Source organism: Candidatus Palauibacter irciniicola (genome assembly GCF_965208695.1).
GTDB lineage: Bacteria > Gemmatimonadota > Gemmatimonadetes > Palauibacterales > Palauibacteraceae > Palauibacter > Palauibacter irciniicola.
The window spans coordinates 2,317,190-2,334,727 of record NZ_OZ242352.1 but is presented as its reverse complement, the minus strand read 5'-3'; the positions used below and the strand labels follow the sequence as shown (position 1 = coordinate 2,334,727).

The 17,538-nt window shown below is 71.0% G+C and carries 13 protein-coding genes and 1 riboswitch; of the genes, 6 read left to right on the top strand and 7 right to left on the bottom strand.

Features of this window, described 5'->3' with window-relative positions; genetic code table 11:
- The first annotated feature begins 2 nt into the window (after positions 1-2).
- The gene (locus tag ACOGI9_RS10150) at positions 3-1,415 is read left to right on the top strand and encodes a Gfo/Idh/MocA family oxidoreductase (protein ID WP_419857016.1); all 1,413 of its coding nucleotides are present in this window, start codon (positions 3-5) and stop codon (positions 1,413-1,415) included.
- Positions 1,385-2,251 (top strand): hypothetical protein, encoded by an 867-nt coding sequence (locus ACOGI9_RS10145; RefSeq protein ID WP_419857015.1) that lies wholly within the window; start codon positions 1,385-1,387, stop codon positions 2,249-2,251. The genes ACOGI9_RS10150 and ACOGI9_RS10145 overlap by 31 nt, the downstream gene beginning before the upstream one ends.
- Before the next feature lie 45 nt (positions 2,252-2,296).
- On the opposite strand, the gene ACOGI9_RS10140 is transcribed toward ACOGI9_RS10145, so the two are convergent.
- The 4 genes from ACOGI9_RS10140 to ACOGI9_RS10125 form a co-directional block, all read right to left on the bottom strand.
- Positions 2,297-4,060: a sodium:solute symporter family protein gene (locus tag ACOGI9_RS10140; RefSeq protein WP_419857014.1), complete on the bottom strand. Its 1,764-nt coding sequence runs from the start codon at positions 4,058-4,060 to the stop codon at positions 2,297-2,299.
- 55 nt (positions 4,061-4,115) lie between these two features.
- A complete protein-coding gene (locus tag ACOGI9_RS10135) occupies positions 4,116-5,465 on the bottom strand; it encodes a Gfo/Idh/MocA family protein (RefSeq protein WP_419857013.1) in 1,350 nt (449 codons plus the stop codon).
- Between the two features lie 67 nt (positions 5,466-5,532).
- Positions 5,533-6,264: a gluconate 2-dehydrogenase subunit 3 family protein gene (locus ACOGI9_RS10130; RefSeq protein ID WP_419857012.1), complete on the bottom strand. Its 732-nt coding sequence runs from the start codon at positions 6,262-6,264 to the stop codon at positions 5,533-5,535.
- A complete protein-coding gene (locus tag ACOGI9_RS10125) occupies positions 6,264-7,982 on the bottom strand; it encodes a GMC oxidoreductase (RefSeq protein ID WP_419859274.1) in 1,719 nt (572 codons plus the stop codon). Before ACOGI9_RS10125 ends, ACOGI9_RS10130 begins: the two co-directional genes overlap by 1 nt.
- A gap of 221 nt (positions 7,983-8,203) precedes the next feature.
- Between ACOGI9_RS10125 and ACOGI9_RS10120 the strand changes: the two genes are divergently transcribed.
- The 3 genes from ACOGI9_RS10120 (at position 8,204) to ACOGI9_RS10110 (ending at position 11,652) form a co-directional block, all read left to right on the top strand.
- The gene (locus ACOGI9_RS10120) at positions 8,204-9,553 is read left to right on the top strand and encodes a hypothetical protein (RefSeq protein ID WP_419857011.1); all 1,350 of its coding nucleotides are present in this window, start codon (positions 8,204-8,206) and stop codon (positions 9,551-9,553) included.
- Between the two features lie 96 nt (positions 9,554-9,649).
- Complete coding sequence (locus tag ACOGI9_RS10115; RefSeq protein WP_419859273.1) at positions 9,650-10,828, top strand: P1 family peptidase; 1,179 nt, start codon at positions 9,650-9,652, stop codon at positions 10,826-10,828.
- The gene (locus ACOGI9_RS10110) at positions 10,828-11,652 is read left to right on the top strand and encodes a TVP38/TMEM64 family protein (RefSeq protein WP_419857010.1); all 825 of its coding nucleotides are present in this window, start codon (positions 10,828-10,830) and stop codon (positions 11,650-11,652) included. The genes ACOGI9_RS10115 and ACOGI9_RS10110 overlap by 1 nt, the downstream gene beginning before the upstream one ends.
- Positions 11,653-11,727: 75 nt before the next feature.
- On the opposite strand, the gene ACOGI9_RS10105 is transcribed toward ACOGI9_RS10110, so the two are convergent.
- The 3 genes from ACOGI9_RS10105 to ACOGI9_RS10095 all read right to left on the bottom strand — a co-directional run bounded on the left by ACOGI9_RS10105 (position 11,728) and on the right by ACOGI9_RS10095 (position 16,363).
- The gene (locus ACOGI9_RS10105) at positions 11,728-13,716 is read right to left on the bottom strand and encodes a TonB-dependent receptor plug domain-containing protein (RefSeq protein ID WP_419857009.1); all 1,989 of its coding nucleotides are present in this window, start codon (positions 13,714-13,716) and stop codon (positions 11,728-11,730) included.
- 109 nt (positions 13,717-13,825) lie between these two features.
- Positions 13,826-13,966: riboswitch (cobalamin riboswitch) on the bottom strand.
- Positions 13,967-14,035: 69 nt separating this feature from the next.
- Complete coding sequence (gene ilvA / locus ACOGI9_RS10100; RefSeq protein ID WP_419857008.1) at positions 14,036-15,247, bottom strand: threonine ammonia-lyase; 1,212 nt, start codon at positions 15,245-15,247, stop codon at positions 14,036-14,038.
- Between the two features lie 63 nt (positions 15,248-15,310).
- Complete coding sequence (locus ACOGI9_RS10095) at positions 15,311-16,363, bottom strand: hypothetical protein (RefSeq protein WP_419857007.1); 1,053 nt, start codon at positions 16,361-16,363, stop codon at positions 15,311-15,313.
- 196 nt (positions 16,364-16,559) lie between these two features.
- Between ACOGI9_RS10095 and gmd the strand changes: the two genes are divergently transcribed.
- Positions 16,560-17,525: a GDP-mannose 4,6-dehydratase gene (gmd, locus tag ACOGI9_RS10090; protein ID WP_419857006.1), complete on the top strand. Its 966-nt coding sequence runs from the start codon at positions 16,560-16,562 to the stop codon at positions 17,523-17,525.
- The last annotated feature ends 13 nt before the right edge of the window (positions 17,526-17,538 follow it).

The following is a 17,538-nucleotide window of genomic DNA, read 5'->3' as shown; positions in this document are numbered from 1 at the left end:
AGATGGAACCGACGAGGCGCGAATCGAACGACACCGGCGAGCCGGCACCCGCGGGCGTCGACCGGCGGACGCTGCTCAAGCTGGGCGCGATGGGGGCGGGGGCCGCGGTCCTGGGCGGCTGCCGCGGACCCGACGCCGGCGGTGGATCGGCGCCCGGGGCACAGAACCGCGACGCGGCGCCGCAGGCCCTCTTCTCGGCGCCCCCCATGGAGACGGTCCGGATCGGGTTCGTGGGGATCGGCGGCATGGGATCGGTCCACGTCCGCAATCTCCTCGACATGGAGGGCGTGGAACTCACGGCGCTCTGCGACATCCGGCCCGCGCACGCCGAGCGTGCCCGCGACTGGGTGCTCGAAGCCGGGGGGCCGGAGCCGACCCTCTACACGCGCGGGGAGACGGACTTCGTCCGCATGTGCGAGACGGAGGACCTCGACCTGGTCTACACGGCCACGCCGTGGCGCTGGCACGTGCCCGTCTGCGTCGCCGCGATGGAGCACGGGAAGCACGCGGCGACGGAGGTTCCGGCGGCCTACACGATGGAGGACTGCTGGCGCCTCGTGGAGACGGCCGAGGCGACGCGCCGGCACTGCGTAATGATGGAGAACGTGAACTACGGCCGCTGGGAGATGCTCGTCTTCCACATGGCGCGGCTCGGGCTGTTCGGCGAGATCCTGCACGGTGAGGGCGGATACCTCCACGACCTGCGCGGAATAAAGTTCGCCGACACCGGCGAGGGGCTGTGGCGGCGGGAACACTCGAAGACGCGGAACGGCAACCTCTATCCCACGCACGGACTGGGACCGATCGCCAACTGCATGGACATCAACCGCGGGGACCGCTTCGACTACGCGGTCTCGATGAGCGGGCCGTCGCGCGGGCTGCAGGACTTCGCGCGCGAGCACTTCCCCGAGGCCGCGCCCGAGCGCCGGGAGACCTTTGCGCTCGGCGACGTGAACGTCACCCTCATCAAGACCGTCCTCGGCCGCACGATCTACGTCTCGCACGACACGAACCTCCCCCGTCCGTACTCGCGGATCCACCTCGTCCAGGGGACGCGGGGCCTCTTCCAGGGCTATCCCGACCGCGTGTATGTCGAGGGCCGGAGCGAAGGGCACCGGTGGGATGAAGCGGAGGACTACCTCGAGGAGTTCGAACACCCGCTGTGGCGCGAGATGGCGGGTGCCGGCGCGGGCCGCGGACACGGCAGCATGGACTACCTGGAGGACTACCGGCTCATCAAGTGTCTGCGCGAGGGACTGCCCACGGACATGAACGTGTACGACGCGGCGGCGCTGTCGGCCGTGTGCGCGGTGAGCGAGGAGTCCGTGGCGGACCGCAGCCGGCCGGTCGATTTCCCCGACTTCACCCGCGGCCGGTGGGAGACGTGGCCGCAGCTCGGCGTCGTCCGCGCCTGACGAAGGCGCGGACGCGCCGTCCGCCCTTCGCGCTGCGGGTGCTCCGCGGCCTGGCCGTCCTCACCGTGGCCGGACTCGTCGGCGTGGCCGCCTGGACCGGGCTGCGCTCCGCCGGCTTCCGTTTCCGGTGGGACCTCGATCCGACGCCCCCACCGACGGCCGATGCGCCCGCCCTCCGCGAAGCCCCGCCGCCTTCGGAGCCGAGCGGGGCCGCGGACGCGCCGGAAGGCGGCGAAGAGGCCGACGTTCCGCCCCCCGCGCGCGGTCCCCTGGCGAGCGGACGGCATGAGCGGATCGAGTTCGAGACCTACGCCGATGGCCGGCCCGTCGTCGCCAACTCAGCGGTGGCCGAGGAATGGCGGGAACAGGGCCTCGTGCTGTCGTTCGACTCCTACACGGCGGACGCCACCCGGCCTCATGTGCTCGACGCGCGCGGCTACCTGCCCCCGAACGCGTCGATGCACGCGCTGAGCTTCCCGCTGGCGGGAGACCGGGGTCTGGAGGTCGGCGTCATCCACCTCGATTTCCCCGGACGTCCCCGGCGCGTGACGTTCACGCTCTTCGGCCCCGATCTCATCGAGGACTTCGAGGTGATCGTCTGGAGCGGCGGCGAACGCCTGCCCGCCTCGGCCCGGGCCCACGCGCCGGACCTGCGTTACGCCCCCGAGGACGATTCAGGGTCCGGGACGGCGACCTACAGCCCCGGAGGACGCTCGCTCTTCCGGGCCGAACGCGTCCGCATCGAGACTCCGCTCGGCGTCGATCGCATTTCGCTCGACGGCTGGGGTCCGCCGGGGCATGTGCTCCTCGTGGACCACCTCGAAATCGACCCCTGACGGTCCGCGACCCGCACGCACCGGTGCGGCGTCAGCCGGATTCGGTCAGTCGAAGCCCACCCGGGGGAGCGCCCGGAACAGCCCGACGGCGGCGGCGACGGCCACGAGTCCGAATCCGGTCGCGGCGGCCGGTCTCCCGTACAGGGCCATGCCCGTGCCGAAGAGCACGGCGTACACGGTCACGCAGCCCAGGCCCCACGCGGCGAGACCCGCGGCCAGGCTCCCGGGCGCGTCCGGCCGCGTGTTCACGGCCCTGCGCCAGCCGCGGGCGAAGGGGCGGATGCGGTCGTAGAAGCCCTGCAGCGTCGCCGTGTCCACGGGTCGGGTGAGGAAGGTCACGACGAGCCATACGGCCGTCGTCAGCCCGACGCCCAGCAGCAGGCTGACCGCCGGGTCGAGCGCCGGCAGCCCCACGCGCTCGTGGAAGAGCGGGAACCACAGCGCCACCGTCGCGGAAGCCGCCATGCCCGAGATCTCCGACCACGCGTTCACCCGCCACCAGAACCAGCGCAGGAGGAAGATGAGACCGCTCCCCGCGTGCAGCAGCAGGATGAGTTCGAACGCCTGCTTCGCACTGTCGAGAAAGAGCGCGAGGGCGGCGGAGAGGACGATCAGGAGCCCGGTGGAGATCCGCGCCACGCGCACGTAATGGGCCTCATCCCGGTCCCGGGCCACGAACCGGCGGTAGAAGTCGTCGACGACGTAGGACGACCCCCAGTTCAGGTGCGTGGAGATGGTCGACATGTAGGCGGCCGCGAGCGAAGCGACGACGAGTCCCAGCAGTCCGTGCGGCAGGAAGACGAGCATCGCCGGGTAGGCGAGGTCGTGCCCCAGAAGGCTCGGATCGAGGTCGGGGAACGCCGCTCCGATGGAGTCGAGCGTGGGATAGACGGCGATCGAGGCGAGGGCGACGAGAATCCAGGGCCACGGCCGCAGCGAGTAGTGCGCGATGTTGAACCACAGGGTGGCGCGCATGGAGTCGCGCTCGTTCCGCGCCGCGAGCATGCGCTGCGCCGCGTACCCGCCGCCGCCCGGCTCCGCTCCGGGATACCAGCTCGCCCACCATTGCACGGCGATCGGGATGACGAACACCATCGCCGCCGTCCGCCAGTCCGAGAAGTCGGGCAGCAGCGAGAGGTTCTGCGAGATCTCCGGGTGGGTGACGAGCCCCGCCAGGCCCCCGACCTCCGGCTGCGCGAGCGCGTACGAGGCCGCCGCGACGGCGCCGATCATGGCGATCGCGAACAGGAGCAGGTCGGTGACGACCACGCCCCACAGCCCGGAAGTCGCGGAGTACAGCGCCGCCACCGTGCCCGCGACGAGCACCGTCGTGTACTTGTCCGCCCCGAGCAGGACCCCCGAGATCTTGATCGCCGCGAGCGTGACGGTGGCCATGATGACGACGTTGAAGAAGACGCCCAGATAGAGGGCCCGGAAGCCGCGCAGGAAGGTCGCCGCGCGCCCGGAATAGCGGAGTTCGTAGAAGCCGATGTCGGTGAATACGCCGGAGCGCCGCCACAGCTTCGCGTAGAAGAACGTCGTGCACATCGCCGTGATGAGGAACGCCCACCAGCCCCAGTTCCGGCTCACGCCGCCGTTGCGGACGAGGTCCGTGACGAGGTTCGGGGTGTCGGTCGAGAAGGTCGTGGCGACCATCGACGTCCCCAGCAGCCACCAGGGGAGCTTCCGGCCCGCGAGGAAGAACTCGTTCGTGCCGGAGCCGGCGCGCCGGGCGAACCAGAGCCCGACTCCGAGGGCCACGGTTCCGTACGCGGCCAGGACGATCCAGTCGAGGCCGTTCAGTTGCACGGGATCACCTGCCGCCGGCGTGCGTCCACGGTCGCCGCGGCCGGGAAGCGGGCCGCTACCACCCCCAGCCCGAGCGGTAGTCGGGCTTCACGTAGCTTTCGGGGATCGAGACGCCGTCGAGGATCTCGCCCGTCGCCGGATCGAGGCGGACTTCCCGCCCGCTGCGCACGGAGAGGTTGCCGAGGAGCACCATCTCCGTCAGCGGCCCCGCGTGTTCGACGAAGTTGGAACCCGCGGGCGGCCCGTCCTTGCAGGCGGCGGCGAACTCCGCGTACACGCCGTCCGTGCGGGGGTACTTCTCCGCCGGCGGGTCGGCCCGGATCGCGGCGTCCCGCTCGGCGTCGAGAAGCCGCGGGTTCTCGCCGTAGATCCCCGCGAACATCTTGCCGTCGGTCCCGATCCACAGCTGTCCGCTCGACTCGAAGGGCCAGCGCGCGTCGTCCGGCACTTCCTCGGGCCGGGGCGGCGAGAGGTTGCCGTCGCGCCACACCACCTTCACGGCCGGCCGATCCCCCCGGGCGGGGAAGTCGTACTCGATGCGCGACGCCGCGGGCGCCGTCTCCGCGAAGAGCGTCGTCGACTCCGCCGAAATCCGCTCCGGCGTGCCGAGGTCGAACGTCCAGAAGGCGGCGTCCATCGCGTGGCACCCGATGTCGCCCAGCGCGCCGGTCCCGAAGTCCCACCAGCCGCGCCAGTTGAAGGGGGCGTAGGCCGGGTGGTAGGGCCGGTCGGCCGCGGGCCCGAGCCACAGGTCCCACTCCAGCCAGGGCGGGGCGTGGTGTGCCTCGGTCGGCCGCAGGATCGCCTGTGGCCAGATGGGACGGTTCGTCCAGTACTCCACGCGCCGGATCTCGCCGATCGCGCCGGCCTCGTACCACTCGCGGATTTCCCGCGTCCCGTCCTGGGCGTGACCCTGGTTCCCCATCTGCGTGGCGACCCCGGCGCGCTCCGCGGCGGCAACGAGTTGGCGCACCTCCCAGATCGTGGTCGCGAGCGGCTTCTGGATGCGGGTCGGCTTGCCCAGCGAGAGGGCCATCATGCCGGCCGCGGTGTGCGTGTGGTCCGGCGTGGAGATGAGGACGGCGTCGATGTTGTCGGCCTCTTCCGAGAGCATCGTCCGGAAGTCGCGGTAGCGTTTGGCCCGCGGGAAGGCGCTCCACGAGCCGGCCGCCTGGCGCTCGTCCACGTCGCACAGGGCGTAGATGTTCTCGCCGACCCCCGCCATGCCGCGCACGTCGCCGCCGCCCATGCCGCCGACCCCGATGTGCGCCAGGTTCAGCGTGTCGCTGGGCGCGCGGTGCCGGGGCCCGCCGAGCACATGCGCGGGTACGATGCTCAGGCCGACGCCGGCCGCGCCCGAGGCCCGCACGAAGTCGCGCCGGGAGAAGTTGTTCTTCAGCGTCATGCTGCGCCTCACTCCGGGTCAGGTCCGCGAAAGAAAGCCCGCCTGCATGGTCTCGCGCCGACGGCGTCTAGGCCAGACCCAGGCGTTCGAGAACCTCCGGGGGCGGGCCGTCGAAGCGGGGCATGGGGCGGTTCCCCACGAAGCCGAGATCGGCCATCCCCTCCGCTGTCGTCCAGAACGCGGTCGACGTGAGATCCCGCACGCGGTCGAAGAAACGGGCCGCGACCCGGTATTCCGGGGCGGCGTTCTCGGCCCAGCAGATGTCGTCGCAGATGGCGTGCTTCTGCTCGAGCGTGAGTTCGGTGAAGCGGCCCCCGAAACGTTCCGCCGATTCGATGTCCAGCCACACGAGCCCGCCGCGCACGAGCGTCAGATCGTCCCGGTTTCCGTCGTAGGGCGCGCTCACCCACTCGTCGATGAAGGCGTGCGCCCCGAGCGCCGCCGCGCCGGGGGAGTGTTCGTCCTCGGGGATGATGACATCGCACAGGGCGGCGAGGGTGGCGAGTTCGTCCTCGGTCAGGACCAGGTCCCACCACACGACGGGCGAGACGAGGTCCGGGTCCGTCGGCGTGCCGGCGGCCCGGGGGTTGCCGCCGCTCGTGGCGCCCTCGAAGTCGGTCGCATCCTCGGTGCCGGGCACGCCGGATTCTCCGCCGTCGGCGCACGCCCCCGCGGAGATGGCCGCCGCGCCCGCCGCCCCGGCCGCGAGCACCTGCAGCGCCCGGCGGCGGGTCAGTCCCTCGGCCGCCTCCGATTCCGGTGGGCGGTCCCCGGTGCGTTCGCGGTCACGGTCCGCCATCAGAGCGCTCCCTGCCGCAGTTGATCCACGAGGTACTCGGAAGACCGCCAGGCGATCGCCATGATGGAGAGCGTCGGATTCTTGTCCGCGTTGGAGACGAACGGCCCGCCGTCCATCACGAACAGATTCGGGACCTCCCACGACTGGCAGTACTGGTTGAGCACCGAGTTCTCCGGCCGGTCTCCCATCCGGACGCCGCCCACCTCGTGGATGATCTGGCCCGGCGCCAGGATCGCGCGGGCGCCGTCCGTCTGCACCGTCGAGAGCACGCGCCCGCCCATCTCCTCGATGATCCCGGCGAACGTCTGCTGCATGTGCCGGGCCTGGTTGAGTTCGTGGTCCGACCACTTCCAGTGGAACCTGAGCACGGGAATCCCCCACTGGTCGACGACCTCGGGATCGATCTCGCAGTAGCAGTCCTCGTTGGGGATCATCTCGCCGCGGCCGTCCATGTACATGAACGAGCCGTAGTAGCGGCGGCACTCCTCCTTGAAGCGCTGTCCGTAGGCACCCTGCGTGAGCGGCTCGATGCCGCTGAAGGCGCCGTAGCCCGGCATCCGCTGCCCGCCCCCGAACTCGATGTGGTAGCCGCGGGCGAAATCGAGGCGTCCCGCCGCCTGCTCCCCGTACAGCCACCACGGCATGTACATGTGCATCGCCGAGGCCCCCTCCTCCGCGTGCCGGGGCAGGTGCTCGAGCGCCGGGATCTGGCCGGATACGCCGGCGCCCACCGTGTCCATGATGTACTTGCCGACGAGCCCGCTCCCGTTGGCGAGGCCATCCGGGAAGAGCGAACTGCGGGAGTTGAGGAGGATGCGGGCGGACTCGAGGGCGCTGGCCGCGAGGATGACGACCGGGGCCGCGGCATGGCGGTCGGCGCGCGCCTTCTTGTCGACGTAGTGGACCCCGTTCGCCCGCCCCCGCGCATCGAGCGTCACCTCGCGCACCATGGCGTCGGTAATCGTCGTGAGGTTGCCGGTCGCCTGCGCCGGCGGCAGGCAGACGGTCGTCGACTGGAAGTTGGCCTTGATCGAGCAGCCGCGCCCGCACGGCGTCGCCCAGTAGCAGGGCGCGCGGCCCCGCATGGCGTCGCGCGTCACGCGGCGGCCCAGCGCGTTGCCCGGCCACAGCATCCGCGACAGGCCTTCGGCGTCCTGCGCTTCGGTGAGGATCGCGATGTGCGCGGGCACGACCGGGATCCCGAGTCCCCCGCAGGCCTTCTTCGCGAGCAGTTCGTAGGCGCGCGGGGCGGGCGGGGGTTGGAGGATCCCGTCGGAGGAATCGGGGGTGTTCTCGAGGCCCTCGCTCGAACCGTAGACGCCGATGAAGGCCTCGGTCCGGTCGTACCACGGCGCGAGGTCGTCGTACGTCATCGGCCAGTCGAACCCGAGCCCGTCCCGGCTGTAGGGCTTGAAGTCGTAGGGACCCATGCGGAGGGAGATCCGGCCCCAGTGGTTCGTCCGCCCCCCGAGCATGCGCGCCCGCCACCACATGAAGTTGACCCCTTCGGCGCTCGTGTAGGGTTCGCCGGGGACGCGCCAGCCGCCGTCCACCGTCGCGTCGTAGAAGCCGAAGGGCTTGTCGGCGGTCCCCGCGGCCCGGAGCGGCGCGTCGGCGGGGAGCTGGAACATCGGGGTCTCCGACACCGGATCGTAGTCGCGCCCCGCTTCGAGGAGCAGGACGCGCACGCCGTGGCAGGCGAGCACGTAGGCGGCCATCCCGCCCCCCGCGCCGGAGCCGACGATGATGACGTCGTGGGCGTCCTGGCTGCGCCGCCGTAACGCGGGCGCCGAGGCGGCTGTTGTCAGACGCGGGTGCGATGAAGGCATGGCCCGAGAATGAGCGCGGAGGGCGCCGGAGGTCAACGGGTCATCTTGCCGCGTCCGACCGGTGCGCGAACCTTCAGCGCCACCGGAGCGGAAACTCGATGGGGGGCGCGATGCACAGACGAGCCGTCGCGGGGCTCATGGTCACGGTGGCGCTGACGGCGGCGACGGGCCGGCCGGCCGCGGCACAGTCGCTCACGGACCTCGTGTCGGAACTGTTCGTGTTCGGGCAGTGCGGCGTGCCTCTCTGCCTCGATCCGGACTTCGAGGAGACCGGGGTCTTCAATACGGAGCACGGCCGCCACTACCTGCGCGAACGGGTCCCGCGAAACGACGCGCTCATCCTCGCCTTCCAGGGGGGGATCGCCGGCGTCGTGGGCAGCCTTCCCCCCACCGCGATGTCCGGCGGCCGCATCTGGTCGGATGGAGAGCGGAGCGCATCGTTCGGCCCGATCTTCGCGGAACGGGCGGAAACCCTCGGGATGGGGCGGTTCTTCCTCGGTCTCGAAGCGACGGCGTTCCAGGTCACGAACTTCAGCGGCGTGCCCACGGACAACCTCGTCCTGAACTTCTTCCACGAGGACTCGGACGTGGCTCTCGGTCCGGACCCCGGGCTCGGCCTGCCCTTCTTCGAGCGCGATGTGCTCCGGGTGCGGACGAACCTCGACCTCGACTACACGGTGGCCACGGCCGTCCTGAGCGCCGGCCTGGCGTCCTTCCTCGACGTGGGATTCGCCGTGCCGGTCGTGCGGGCCAACCTGAGGGGGACGGCCCACGCCCAGATCCTGCCGCTCGGCAACGCGCTCGCGCACCGCTTCGGCGGCACCGCCGCCGCGCCGGTCCTCGAGGCGAGCAACTCCGTGAGAGGGTCGGCGACGGGCATCGGCGATATCTCCGCCCGCGTGAAGGTCAACCTCATGGGGGGTACGACCGTGGGTCGCGCGCCGCCGCCGGTCGGCATGGCGCTCCTGGCGGACGTCACCTTCCCCACGGGCCAGGAGGAGGATCTGCTCGGACTCGGCGAGGGCCGCGGCCGCGCCGTGGCGATTCTCTCCCTCAACCGGGGACGGTTCTCGCCCCACCTGAACGCCGGCTATCTCCTGCGCGAAGGCAACCTGCGCGACAGGAACTTCGACCGGGACGCGATGCTCGCGACCGTGGGGTTCGATGCCCAGGCGTCCGATGTCCTCACGGTGGCCGCCGACCTCATCACTCGCTGGGAACTGGCGGATCCGGAGCATCCGCTGCCGGGTCCCGTCACCTTCGTCGGCAACCCGGCGCTCACGGTCGAATCCTCATCCCTCCCGGACGTCGGTCGCCATTTCATCGACCTCGCGGTGGGGCTCAAGTACATGCTCGGCCGAGACATGATTCTCGCCACGAACGCCCTGCTCCCCATCCGGGCCGCCGGTCTGCGGCCGGACGTCCTGTGGACGCTGGGGATCCAGGGCACGTTCAGATAGTGGTCGCATAAGCCGAACCACATAGTCCCTCGCGTGGAGGTGTCGATGTTCTTCTTGCCACGAACGGGATCGGCCCGCCGGCGCCCGGTCGCGCCGATGCTGGCCACCGCCGTCGGAGTACTCACCGCCGGAACGCTGGTCGCCGGCGCCCTCAGCGCCCAGACCCCGCCGCGCGCGCGGGACCTCGGGATCCCCTTTCCGGGGGAGCCCGGAGCCTGGAACGCGATTACCGATGTGGCCGGCGTCCGCGTCGGGCACGCGACGATCATCGAAGGCGAGGGGGCGCTCGTCGTCGGCCAGGGTCCCGTGCGTACGGGCGTGACCGCCGTGCTCCCGCGTACGGAGAGCTACGAACCCGTCTTCGCCGGCTGGTACTCGCTGAACGGGAACGGCGAGATGACGGGGACGACCTGGGTCGAGGAATCGGGCTTCCTCGAGGGTCCCGTGATGATCACCAACACCCACAGCGTGGGAGATGTCCACCAGGCGGTCATCGAGTGGTCGCGCGACGCGCGCGCGAACCATCCCATCGCCCCGGGGATCTGGTGGAGCCTGCCGCTGGTGGCGGAGACCTGGGACGGACGGCTCAACGACATCAACGGGTTCCACGTCGGCAAGGAACACGTGTTCGCGGCGATCGAGCGCGCTGCCGCGGGCTCCGTCACGGAGGGATCGGTCGGCGGGGGGACCGGCATGGTCTGCAATTCGTTCAAGGGCGGGATCGGGACCTCGTCCCGGCTCGTGGGGGACTACACCGTCGGCGTGCTCGTGCAGTGCAACTACGGGCGCCGGCCGGAACTGCTGATCGCGGGCGTGCCGGTGGGGCAGGAACTCCTCGACTGGACGCCGCCCGGCGGCGCGGGCGGTGCAGCGGACGCAGGCGCGTTCGACGGCCTCGGGTCGATCATCGTCGTCATCGCGACGGACGCTCCGCTGCTGCCGCACCAGTTGAAGCGGCTCGCGCGCCGGGCGCCGATCGGGATCGGGCGCATGGGGGGCTACGGTGCGAACAGTTCCGGGGACATCTTCATCGCCTTCTCGACGGCGAACAGCGGGGCGTGGAGCCGCGGGGAGAACACGACCGTGGAGATGATGTCGAACGACGCCGTTTCGCCGCTGCTGCTCGCGACGGCCCAGGCGACGGAGGAGGCGATCACGAACGCGATGGTTGCGGGCCGGACCATGGTGGGGCGCGATGGGAACATGGTGCCCGGCCTCCCGCACGACGAAGTGCGGCGCATCCTCGCCGCGCATAACCGGCTGGAGAGGCCGTAGTGGTCGCCCGGGCCGCGCTCCTTCTCGGACTGCTCGTACCGGGGTCGGCGGCGGGTGTGGTCGACGCCCCATCGGTCCACGCGGGTCCGGAGTTCGAGGCCTCCGCCGCCGCGCCGATCCCCGCGCAGACGGTCCAGGCTTCGGAGCCCGCGGCTACGGAGCCTGCGGCGGCGGAGGATCTGGGCTTTCTCGCGCGACTCGTCACCTGGCTGCGCGAGACCACCGCGGGACTGGGGTGGCTGGGGCCCTTCTTCTTCGGACTCTTCTACGCGCTCGCCGTGGTCCTCTTCGTGCCGGGTTCGGCGCTGACGATCGCCGGAGGCGTCACCTTCGGCCTCGCGCTCGGCACCCTCACCGTGTTCGTGGGCGCGAACATCGGGGCCGCGCTCGCCTTCCTCATCGCCCGCTACGTGCTGCGCGACCGCGTCGAGAAGCTCCTCGCCAACCGCCCGGCGCTGCGGGCGATCGACCGCGCGGTCGAGACCCAGGGTTGGCGCATCGTCTTCCTCACCCGCCTCTCGCCGGTATTTCCGTTCAGCGCGCAGAACTACTTCTACGGCCTCACCGGCGTGACCTTCACCCAGTACGTGGCGGCCTCGCTCGTGGGGATGTTCCCGGGGACGCTCCTGTACGTGTACATCGGCGCGGCCGGGGCGGAGGTGGCCGAGGCGTCCGGCGGTGCCGCGAGCTGGGGGCAGACCGCCCTGCTCGTCGCCGGCCTCGCCGCGACGGCCGCCGTCGTCGTCCTCGTCACGCGCGTGGCCCGGCGCGAACTGCAGAAGGCGCTGGCCGAGGTGGAGGAGACTCCCGGCGCGACGGCGTAGTTCCGTGCCGCGGCGGGCCCCGCGGCATTCGCCGCCGCGGGGCCCCGGGAATCTGCGCCCGTGGCGAGTTCCCGGTCAGGGACCCCCGCCGAGGATGACACGGCCGCCCACGTACAGCCCGCGACCCGGCGCCGCGAAACCCCAGACCTCCTCGTAGGCGGAGTCGAGAAGGTTCTCCCCGCGCACCGTGAGCGTGAATCCCGGACCTCCGCCACGTCCGGCGATGTCGAAGCTGGCCGAGACATCGAGCACCGTGTACGCGGGAAGCATCACGGGCTCCGCCGGGAAGGAGGAGAAGTCGCGATCCTCCCGTTCTCCCACGCGCCGCAACCTCACGTCCAGCCCCACCGCCGACGAGACCGGATAGAAGGCCGACGCCGCCATGGCGTGCTTCGGCCGCCGCAACAGCGCCGAGCCTTCCACGAACGTCGCGCCGGGTCCCTCGTCGAAGCCGGAGTCCAGCACCTCGGTGTCGAGGTACGTCCAGCTACCGGTGAGCCGCAGCTGTCGGGCCTCCACGGACGCCTCCGCCTCGAGCCCCCGGCTCCGGGCCTTCGCAACGTTGAAGAAGTTGGGGTCGCCCTCGGCGGGCGGAGAGCCGGTGTACTGGATCAGGTCCCGGTAGTTCTGGCTGAAGCCGGTCAGCGAGAGCTTCAGCGAGCCGCCGACGTCCTGGTCGATTCCCCCCTCGAAGCTCGTGGAGCGCTCCGGCGTGAGGTCGGGGTTTCCCGTGACGAAGCCCGTGGCGAAGGTCTCGAAGAACGTCGGTTCCTTGATTCCGGTGCCGGCCGAGACCCGGAGGCGCGTCCCCGACGCGTCGGCGCGCCACGCCGCTCCCGTCCGCCAGGTGGCCGCCGCCCCGAACCGCTCGTCGTCCTCGGCCCTGAGGCCCGCGTTGAGCGCCAGCGCGTCGCGGGCCCATGAGAACTGCGCGTGGGCGGCGCGGTTCCACCAGTCGTCCTCGGAGTTGCCGGCACTCTCCCCGAACTGGGAGAAGGACCGGTTGAAGCCGCGGACGGACTGTCGCTCCTCCTCAACCCCCGCCGTGACCGCCATCCCCTCGGCGGGGCGCCACACGGCGCGGCCGCCGGCGGTGACGCGCCGGGTGTCGGTGAGACTCTTGAACCCGAAGAAGCCCAGGCTGTCGGCGGGGTTGTCGGGCCCGTCGTCCGTTCCGCGGTCCGATTCCCAGACGCTGAGGAAAAGCCGCGTCTCGAGCGCGTCCGTCCAGCGGCGGCCCGCGTCGATGTTGACGGTGAGCGCGTCGCCGAAGGAATACGCGTTGCGGTCGACCACGTTTCCCGACCCGTCCGTCGGATAGTGGAAGCGCGAGTCGTTGTAGCGGATGGCGAAGGTCGCGTCGGTGTCCGCGTCCAGGTTCGCCTGCACGCGCCCCGTGGCCGTCGTCTGCCGGTGCTCGTTGTTGAAGGCGAGGATCCCATCCGTCGCGCTGCCGCCGAGCGAGAAGGCATAGGAGAGTCCGCCGCCGCCTCCGGAAAGGTCGCCCTGCCAGCGCGTCGTCCCGAAGCTCCCGGTCTGGAACGAGACGCTGCCCCGGGGCGGTCCCGCCCCGCGGCGCGTGAAGATCTGGATGACCCCGCTCACGGCGTCGGAGCCGTACAGCGCCGAAGCCGGCCCGCGCACGATCTCGATGCGCTCCACGTTGTCGGTGGTCAGCGATGCGAAGTCGTAGGATCCGCCGGGCTCGTTCACGCGCACGCCGTCGACGAGCACGTGGACGTAGTCCGACTCGCCCCCGCGCAGGAACACGGACGTGATGGCGCCGAAGGATCCGTTGCGGGCGACCGCCAGGCCGGCGACGTGCCGGAGCGCGTCGGACACGAACTCGATCCCGGCCCGCTCCAGTTCCTCGCCTTCGATGACCGTCGTGTTGGCGGCCACGGTCCACTCGGGCTCGGCCCAGCGGTGGGCGGTGACGACGAGTCCCTCGAGGCTGATCGGTTCCTGTGCCCGAAGCGGGGACGCGGCGAGAGCGGCGCAGGCCGCCGCGGCTACGGCGAGTGCGTGAAGGGGGCGCCCGCGCGCCGGATTCACATGTCTCATCTCGGTTCTCCCTTCTCGCGGAAAAGAGAGGGAGATTTCCGAGGTGTGCCGTGCCCGGAAGACGACCCCTCACCTCCCCGCGGAGGTGTGTTCTGGGCGCCGGATGGGCACGTCTCCTGGCTCGAGGCCGCCGGGGCTCGCCTTCCCGGGACCCGCGCGGGTCCCAGTGGCACGTCCGAGTCGGCGTTCCGGGAAAAATCCCGGACCTCTCACAGTGGCGGGGCCGCGCCGGATTCACACCGGCTTCCGTGAGCCCCCCCGGCCGATTCTGTCGTGCCCCGAGGATGCGCCGAACGCCTCCGCGGGTCAACTCCCGGCCTCAGGAAAGCTCTTCGACCCGGTGACCGAGTTCGCGGAGCCTGGCGACGATCGTCGCGACGTGGTCGTGGCCGCGCGTCTCGATCGTGAGTTCGATCCCCACCTTTCCGACCGAGATGTCCCCGAAGGCGCGCGTGTGTTCGATGTGGAGGACGTTCGCGCCCTCGATCGCGACGAGCGCCGTCACCTCGTTGAGGTAGCCCGGGCGGTCGCGAACGACGACCGCGAGGCGCGCGAGCCGGCCATCGGCCCAGAGCGCGCGGTCGATGACCCGCGACACGAGGTTCATGTCGATGTTGCCGCCCGACAGGATGCAGACGGTGACATCGGACGGGCCGAACTCGACCTTTTCCTCGAGGACGGCGGCCACGGACACCGCTCCGCCGCCCTCCACGACGAACCTCTCGGATTCGAGGAGGAAGAAGATCGCGCGCGTGATCTGTTCCTCCTCGATGAGGACGACGTCGTCCACGAGCGTCGCCAGGTGCGGGAAGGCGAGGTCGCCGATCCGCTTCACGGCGATGCCGTCCGCGAGCGTGTCGGAGTTCTCCAGGTGTACGGGCTTCCCGGCGGCCAGCGACTCCCGGGCCCCCGGCGAGGCCGCGGCCTCCACGCCGATCACGCGCACGTTGGGCCGCTGCGCCTTCACCACGGTCGCGATGCCGGAGATCATCCCGCCTCCTCCGACCGGGACGATGACCGTCGTGAGGTCGGGCACCTGTTCCAGGATCTCCAGCCCGATCGTCCCCTGGCCCGCCATCACGTCGAGATCGTCGAAGGCGTGGACGGGCGTGAGTCCCTCCTCGCGGGCCAGGCGGTCGACGAGCGCCATCCCGTCGGAGAGGGTTTCCCCGGTCTGAATCACGCGGGCGCCGTAGCCGCGCGTGTGGGCGACCTTGATGAGGGGCGCGTGCGTGGGCATCACGATGGTACACGCGATCTCCAGCCGGGATGCGTGATACGCGAGGGCCTGGGCGTGATTCCCGGCGCTGGCCGCGACGACACCGCCCTCGCGGGCGGCCGGGCCTAGGCGCAGGAGCTTGTGGAGCGACCCCCGATCCTTGAACGACCCGGTGCGCTGCCGGAACTCGGTCTTGAGATGGAAGCGCCCTTCGGCGCGCGCCTCGAGGGCGAAGGACTGCGGGCAGGTGGTCCGCGCCACTCCGGACCGGATCCGTTCACGCGCCGCGACGACATCTGAGTTCGTGAGCATGGCAGTCGATTTGAGCATGGCAATCAAGACCCGGCTGACGGTGACGGGGTTCCGCGGCCGGCGTCAGGACGCGAGGCGCCGCAGCCGGTCGATCGCGCCGGCGGCGTCGAGGCGGGTCAGGTCGATCGCGTGTCCGTCGTCCGCCCCCTCCTCGAGCCAGCGGCCGACCATCGCGCTGGGCACGGATTCCCGCGGGGAAAGCACGGTGGGCGCCCGCAACTCCGCCACTCGCACGGCGTAGCAGGCGTTTTCCACGGCCCGCTCCCAGGCGCCCTCGACCCACGCCACGCGGCGCCTCCGCAGCACCTGTCCGCGCGCGACGGGCTGGAGCATCCGGTGCGCCGCGTCGAGCCCGGGGAGCACGATAAGCCAGGAGTGCGGTTCCGCTTCCGGCTCCAGCAGAAACCGAAGTTCCTCGAGTTCCTCGATCCATTCGAGACGAAGTTGCGCCGCCGCCGCCCGCTCGAACTCCAGCCTGTCGGAGGCGGCGTCTCGCGCCTCGGCGAAACGGTCCATGAGTTCCCAGGCAAAGCCCGGGTCGGCGAGCAGGCGCCCGGCGGCTTCCGCCTGCCGCCGATACGCGTTGAGCCCCACGCGGCGCGCGCAGGGCGCGGTGCAGAGGTCCATGTCGAACTGCATGCACGGGCTCCGCGCCGGGTCCGGGCGCACGGACTCGGCGCAACTCCGCAGCCGGACGATCTTCTCCACGAGGCGACGGATGCGCTCGGGCAGCCGGCGACTCCAGAAGGGGCCGACATAGCGGGCCTCGGCCCGGCGCGGCCGGCGCACGACCCGCAGCCGGGGGAAGGGTTCGTTGCGTCGCAGTTCCAGATACCAGCCGGCGTCGCGCCGCTTGAGCGCCTTGTTGTAGGGCGGACGCTGGCCGAGGATGCGCTCCGCCTCGACGAGTCGCGCCTCGAGGTCGCTCCCGGTCGGGTGTGCCTCGACGCCCCGCGCGATCCGCAACATCTCGGCCAGCCGCTCGTTCGAAGGCCCGCCCGAGTAGAAGTAGCCCCGCACGCGCCGCCGCAGGTTCACGCTCTTCCCCACGTAGAGGGGATGCCCGTGCGCATCCACGAAGACGTAGACGCCCGGCGTCGCGGGAAGGTCGGGCACCCATTCCGGAACCGGCGTCGCGCGCGCGATCGCGAGACCTCCTCTGTCTTCAACCTTCGGTTTCCCGTGGCCCGGCCGGCCGTGGGACGGGCAATGTCCGCTTCGGGTTGTCTTCGGTCAAGCGGCGGGGGGACGCCGGCCTCGCGTGCGCCGGCCCGTTTGGCCGCGGCGCGCCGGCCGCGCATATTCGGCCGCCATGATCGCGCTCATCACCGGCATCACGGGACAGGACGGCTCCTACCTGGCCGAGTTCCTGCTCGACAGGGGGTACGAGGTGCACGGCGTCGTGCGCCGTTCCTCGGTGGAGAAGTACGACCGCATCTCGCATCTCCGAGACCGGGTCACGCTCCACCAGGCGGACCTGCTCGACCAGTTGTCGCTCATACGCGTGCTCGAACGCGTGGAGCCCAGGGAGGTGTACAACCTCGCGGCGCAGTCCTTCGTGCCCACCTCCTGGGACCAGCCGCTGCTGACGGGTGAGTTCACGGCGCTGGGCGTCACGCGCATGCTCGAGGCGATCCGCGCGGTCGACCCCGCGATCCGCTTCTACCAGGCCTCCTCCTCGGAGATGTTCGGGAAGGTGCGGGAGACGCCGCAGAACGAGGACACGCCCTTCTATCCGCGCAGCCCGTACGGCGTCGCGAAGGTGTACGGCCACTTCATCACGGTGAACTACCGGGAGAGTTACGACCTGTTCGCGACGAGCGGGATCCTCTTCAACCACGAGAGCCCCAGGCGGGGCCGCGAGTTCGTCACGCGCAAGGTGAGTTGGGAGGCGGCCCGCATCCACGGCGGCCTCGTCGACCGTCTGTCGATCGGGAACCTCAGGGCGGAGCGCGACTGGGGATTCGCGGGCGACTACGTGGAGGCGATGTGGCTCATGCTCCAGGCGGAGACGCCGGAGGACTACGTGATCGGGACCGGCGTGACGAACTCCGTCCAGCGGCTCATCGAGATCGCCTTCGACGAGATCGGACGCGACTGGCGCGAGCACGTGGAGCAGGATCCCGCGCTCCTTCGGCCGGCCGAGGTCGAGCGGCTCTGCGCCGACCCGTCGAAGGCGAAGCGGCAACTGGGCTGGGAACCCCGCATGTCGTTCGAGGAGATGATCCGCCTCATGGTGCGAACCGACATCGAGCGGATCGACGCCGGGGCCGGCTAGCCCGGCCGGCCCG